At 63.0% G+C, this 5,053-nt stretch carries 7 protein-coding genes and 1 pseudogene; 4 read left to right on the top strand and 4 right to left on the bottom strand.

The features are described 5' to 3' along the window. Nucleotides 1–701, bottom strand: a 701-nt coding sequence (gene kefF / locus AC1DWI_RS18470; RefSeq protein ID WP_477725403.1) for a glutathione-regulated potassium-efflux system oxidoreductase KefF, incomplete at its 3' end; no start/stop codon positions are given. 71 nt (nucleotides 702–772) lie between these two features. On the opposite strand from kefF, the gene AC1DWI_RS18465 reads away from it, so the two are divergent. After that, the gene (locus tag AC1DWI_RS18465) at nucleotides 773–1,390 is read left to right on the top strand and encodes a nucleotide-binding protein (protein WP_457282227.1); all 618 of its coding nucleotides are present in this window, start codon (nucleotides 773–775) and stop codon (nucleotides 1,388–1,390) included. A 71-nt stretch (nucleotides 1,391–1,461) separates the two neighbouring features. After that, nucleotides 1,462–1,917, top strand: coding sequence for a MaoC family dehydratase (locus AC1DWI_RS18460; protein ID WP_477668308.1), 456 nt, complete (start codon nucleotides 1,462–1,464; stop codon nucleotides 1,915–1,917). A 14-nt stretch (nucleotides 1,918–1,931) separates the two neighbouring features. Here AC1DWI_RS18460 and AC1DWI_RS18455 read toward each other — a convergent pair whose 3' ends face one another. From AC1DWI_RS18455 to AC1DWI_RS18445, 3 genes and pseudogenes are all read right to left on the bottom strand, one after another. Then, nucleotides 1,932–2,252 (bottom strand): hypothetical protein, encoded by a 321-nt coding sequence (locus tag AC1DWI_RS18455; RefSeq protein WP_477725402.1) that lies wholly within the window; start codon nucleotides 2,250–2,252, stop codon nucleotides 1,932–1,934. 190 nt (nucleotides 2,253–2,442) lie between these two features. Then, nucleotides 2,443–2,613, bottom strand: a pseudogene (locus AC1DWI_RS18450) (tRNA (cytidine(34)-2'-O)-methyltransferase); the annotation flags it as partial. 202 nt (nucleotides 2,614–2,815) lie between these two features. Next, complete coding sequence (locus AC1DWI_RS18445; RefSeq protein ID WP_477668305.1) at nucleotides 2,816–3,595, bottom strand: ComF family protein; 780 nt, start codon at nucleotides 3,593–3,595, stop codon at nucleotides 2,816–2,818. Between the two features lie 77 nt (nucleotides 3,596–3,672). Between AC1DWI_RS18445 and AC1DWI_RS18440 the strand changes: the two genes are divergently transcribed. Beyond that, on the top strand, nucleotides 3,673–4,575 hold the full coding sequence (locus tag AC1DWI_RS18440; RefSeq protein ID WP_477668304.1) for a biotin synthase: 903 nt from the start codon (nucleotides 3,673–3,675) through the stop codon (nucleotides 4,573–4,575). Nucleotides 4,576–4,744: 169 nt separating this feature from the next. Then, nucleotides 4,745–5,053 (top strand): DUF2244 domain-containing protein (locus AC1DWI_RS18435; protein ID WP_477725401.1); only part of this gene is annotated, 309 nt, incomplete at its 3' end.

Genomic DNA, 5,053 nt, shown 5'->3' with positions numbered 1-5,053 from the left:
CGCGCAGCGTGTCCGTTCGGCAAGTCGGCCGCAGCTTCTGGCGCAGGCCGATCCTTCATCGGAACCACGCAGGCGGCACATTGCTCCAGGTCTTCCAGTTCAGGCCAGTCGGGGTAGCTTTGCAGGCGCTGGCGGAAGGTTGCGATGTGATCGGTAACGGTTTGCCTGTCAACGCTGTGGGCGCCGTGCAACACCAGAGGCGGCAAAAAACGCATGCCGCACAGCACGGCGCTTTGCTCGTACGGCGGCAGGAAGGCATCAAAAAAGTAGCGGTTGTAGCCTTGTGGGTGATAGGACGTTTCGGGGCCGCCTGTGGTGGCAACCAGCCACAGGTCTTTACCCTGCAGTGCCCGGCCTTTTGCGCCTTCCTCCTCACCTTCGCCGTAGGCCCAGCCGTAGGTGAGCACGTCGTCCAGCCAGAGCTTTTGCAGCGCGGGCATCGAGTACCAATGCATGGGGTGGAGCAGCACCACCAGTTGCGCGCTTTCCAGGGCGGCCTGCTCTTTGGGCACGTCGATGGCGTAGTCGGGATAGCTCGAGTACAGGTCTTGCACCCGGACACGGGGCAGGGCCTTCGCGGCCTCCATCAGCGGGCGGTTGACCCGTGATTCGCGCCAGGCGGGATGGGCTGCAATGACATAAATATCAGGATTTGCCGTGTTGCCCGCCGATTTATCAGTGGTTGTGAGAACTGTGTCCATGYCGTTACCATAGCGGAAAAGCAAGACCAAGAGTTCCCAGGAACGACAAGTTCCAAACCGAGGAGATTCGCATGCCCGTGGTTGTGATCGCCAATCCGAAGGGGGGCGTCGGCAAAACGACGCTGGCCACCAACGTTGCCGGATACTTTGCCAGCCAGGGCCATGCGGTCATGCTGGGAGACGCCGACCGGCAGCAGTCTTCACGGTTGTGGCTGGGGCTGCGGCCGCCCGCCGCCCGGCCGATTGCCACCTGGGATGTGAATGCAGACCTGATCGTCAAACCCCCCAAGGGCACGACGCATGTGGTGCTCGACACGCCCGGCGGGTTGCATGGCTCGCGCTTTAACGATGTCTTGAAGCTGGCCGACAAGGTCATCGTGCCGCTGCAGCCCAGCGTCTTCGACATCTTTGCCACGCGCACCTTCCTGGACCAACTGGCGGAACACAAGCACGCCGGCAAGATGCAGGTGGGCATTGTCGGCATGCGCGTGGATTCACGCACGATTGCCGCCGACAAGCTGCGCAGCTTCGTCGAAGGGCTGGGTTTGCCGGTGCTGGGTTACCTGCGCGACACGCAGAACTACATTCACCTGGCCGCTCGGGGGCTGACGGTGTTTGACGTGGCACCCAGCCGTGTTGAAAAAGACATGGAACAGTGGCAGGGCATCTGCCGGTGGCTTGACCGTTGAACCTCTGAGCATCGCGCCGGTTTGTCGCTGAGCCGACATGCCGTGCCCCTATGTGTCGCTACAGTGGCGGCATGAAAACCTTTGAAACCCTGGCCGACCTGGCCGCCTGCACCGGCCAGGAAGTCGCCGTCAGCGACTGGATCACCATCACGCAGCAACAGGTCAACCTGTTTGCCGAAGCGACGGGCGACCACCAGTGGATTCATGTGGACCCTGAAAAGGCGGCGGCCGGCCCGTTCGGCGGGCCGATTGCCCATGGGTTCCTGACCTTGTCACTGCTGCCGCGGTTTTTCGAGTCGTCGTTTGAGATTGCCGGCTCGCGCATGGGCGTGAATTACGGGCTCAACAAGGTGCGATTTACCGCGCCGGTGCCCGTCGGCAGCCGTCTGCGGGCACGCATGAAACTGCTGGCGGCCGAGGCGATTGACAACGCCGGCATGCAAATGACCTGGGAAGTGACTGTGGAGCGCGAAGGTTCGCCCAAGCCGGTATGCGTGGCGGAATCGCTGGTGCGGCGATACCCCTGAATGTGCCGCTGGCGCTAGATGCGCGTCAGCTGACTGGCCGGCAGCCAGCCCTCAAAAACACYGATCAGGCCGTTGATGCGTTCGGCCGCTTCCGTCTGGGAATGCGCATGTGCGATGCATTGGTGCAGGTCGCTGCGCAGCAGCCACAGGTCGGAAGGGGTTTTGGCCAGGCTGATCTTGTAGATCACCCGTGAGGTGCGCGGATCTTCGCAATCCTGCAAAAGGGTGCGCAGGCTTTCCTGGATCTGCTCGACCGAGAGCCGGTTGGCTGTTTTGGCGGTGCTGGAAAGACGGGACGTGCTGTTGCCGAAAATACGCTGGATGACCATATTCACTGTGTTTTTCCTTCCAGTCTTGTGGACTGGGCGGTGGGAAGGGATAACGCAGGAAGGGCCGGGTAGTGGCAATCCGCACGTTCGGGCCTGCAGCGAGAACTTTAGGCTTGAAGGATTGAAGTTTAGGGTTTTTACCTAGATCCTGGCAAGGGGGCGCCAGTTCAAAGGTTGGCAAAAGCGGACTTATGTCTCATCCGCGCATGCCGGGCGACCCTGAAAACCCGTTTTGCCGCCAGGCCTCAAACACGGTAACGGCCACGGTATTGGAGAGGTTCAGGCTGCGCTGGCCCGGTAGCATGGGCACTTTGAGGCGCTGCGGTGGCGCAAAGGATTCGCGTAACTCTGGCGCCAGGCCGCGGGTGGATTGTCGTGCGGCGGGCACAGGTGCGTTGGTAAGGGGCTGTTCCCGCCATGTTGCCCCCGCTCGTAGTTATCTTCCAGTGATCGAGAGTTTGATCGGGGGGTTTTGCCAGCAGGGGCCGCGGGACTGGCTTTGCCAGACCGCAGGTGCAGCGCCCCCTCGGGGGGCAGCGTATTACACGAAGTGAAAAGCGTGGGGGCTTTTATTCGGTCCGCGCAAGGACAACGGCGCCAACATGTGCGGCGCCCGCATCCCGCAAGGACTGTGCGGCCGTATACAGCGAGGCGCCGCTGGTCATCACGTCGTCAACCAGCACCACGCGCCGTCCCTGCAGTTCCCCCGTGCGCAGCGGATCCACCTGGAAAGCCCCTTTGACGTTGGCCAGCCGGTCCTTGCGTTTGAGCTGGCTTTGCGGGCGCGTGTGCTTCACCCGCAGCAGCAGGCTGGCATCGGTTTGGCCCTCTGTGCGTGTTTGCCGGGCCAGTGCCACACACAACTCCCAGGCCTGGTTGAAACCGCGCACCTGCAGGCGCTCCGCCGACAGCGGCACCGGAACGATCCAGTCGCCGGGGGTCAGTTCTGCCATGAGCCCGGCTACGCCCGGCGACCGGGCCAGCAGCTTGGCAAAAAAAGCGGCCCAGCCGTGCTGCTCGCCGAATTTGTAGCCCGCAATCAGGGCTGACCAAGGGTAGGCATAGTGCACCGCGGCAAAGGCGCCGTCCAGCGGTGGCGGGTGGCTGACACAGGCGCCGCAGGGCTGCGGCCCAACCCGAAGGCCCATGGAAAGGTCACCGGGCAAGGCGAGAGCGCAGCGTGGGCAGCGCGGGCCGGCCAAGGCAAACCGGGCCACGCAGGCGCCGCACACCTGGCGCGCCGGCCAGCTGCGGCACACAGCGCACTGGCTGGCCAAGCCGGGGAAGGCGCCAAAGCGGCCGGTCGGCCGGGACAGGAATGTGGCGGGAGCAAGCAGGCGTGTGAACACCGTGTCAATATACTCGCGTACCTTCCCCGCTTGCCTCGGCGGGCCCCGCGCTTCCTTTGCCCTTTTTGCTCCCTTTCATGACCCCTACACAGCGCCCACCCACGCTCGACCCGATCGCCGTCAGCCGCTGGGACCGCACCGCTCCACTGGCCTCGCCGTGGCTTCATGAAGAAGTGGCGCGGCGCATGATGGACCGGTTGCAATGGATCAAGCTGCAGCCGCGTGCGTGGGTGCACTGGGGAGCATTGCGTGGAGGGATCCAGGCGCAGGAAAAACTGGCCGGGGCATACCCAAAATCAAGGTGTTTTGTGGTTGAAAGCAGCTCTGGACGTGCGCAAGAAGCTATCAAAAATATAGCAAAACCGTGGTGGAATCCGCGCCGTTGGCTGGCGGCCCCCATACGCTTTGAGGCGCCACCGGCAGGAACTGCCGACATGCTCTGGGCCAACATGGCGCTGCACGAATCGGCCGATCCGCAGGCCCTGCTGGCGCGCTGGCACCAGGCGCTGAAGGTGGACGGTTTTCTGATGTTTTCCTGCCTGGGCCCGGATACCGCGAAGGAGTTGCGCGAGGTATATGCGCAGCTGGGCTGGCCGCCGGCCGGGCATGAACTGACCGACATGCATGACTGGGGCGACATGCTGGTGCAGACGGGGTTTGCGGAGCCGGTGATGGACATGGAGCGCATCACGCTCACCTATGCGACCCCCGCGAGGCTGCTGGAAGACATCAGGGAGCTGGGCCGCAATTTTCACCCGGCGCGGTTTCCTGCCCTGCGGAGCCGGGCCTGGAAGGCGCAGCTTGAAAGCGCGCTGTCCCGCCATCTCGTCAGGGGCGAAGACGGGCGGTTGTCCCTCACCTTTGAAATCATTTATGGCCACGCGCTCAAGGCGCCGCCGCGGATCAAGGTCAGTCCGCTCAGCGCGGTGTCGGTCGCCGATATGCGCAGCATGCTGCAGGGCCAGCGCTCCGGCGGCTAGGTGCCCGGCAGGTGTTGCGCAGCCGCGCCCAATCCCCGGTGTGGATGGGTTTTCAGAAGGGGCGGCAAGGTAAACCCGGCTACAATTCAAAGCTGAATTTTTGGGTATGTTCCCAAGCCTCATGCGGTCAATGCCCAGCGTTAACCGCAGTTTTTTTGAGGGTTGCCACATGCTGCAGCCAACACCAGCGTTTCGTTTTGCCACCTTGCCCGCACAGGGCGCCCACAGCCACGATGCTGTGCTGTGGCTTCTCAAGCGTCACTGTTCACTCACACCGGCCCAATTGGGCTGGCTGTATGTGTCTTTGTGCGGTGTTTCACTGGGTATTGCCGGATTTTTCTGGCTGAAGGGCGCCACCATGGTGATGCCTTTTGCCTGGATCGAGCTGATAGCGGTGGGGGCTGCTTTTGTGGCGTATGCCAGGCATGCGGGCGACGGTGAAAAAATCGTCCTTCAGGGCGAGCGGCTGGTGGTGGAG

The organism is Polaromonas sp. P3_C2 (assembly GCF_056402675.1).
The sequence above is the reverse complement of the archived record's forward strand: the minus strand, read 5'-3'. Positions and strand labels throughout refer to the sequence as shown.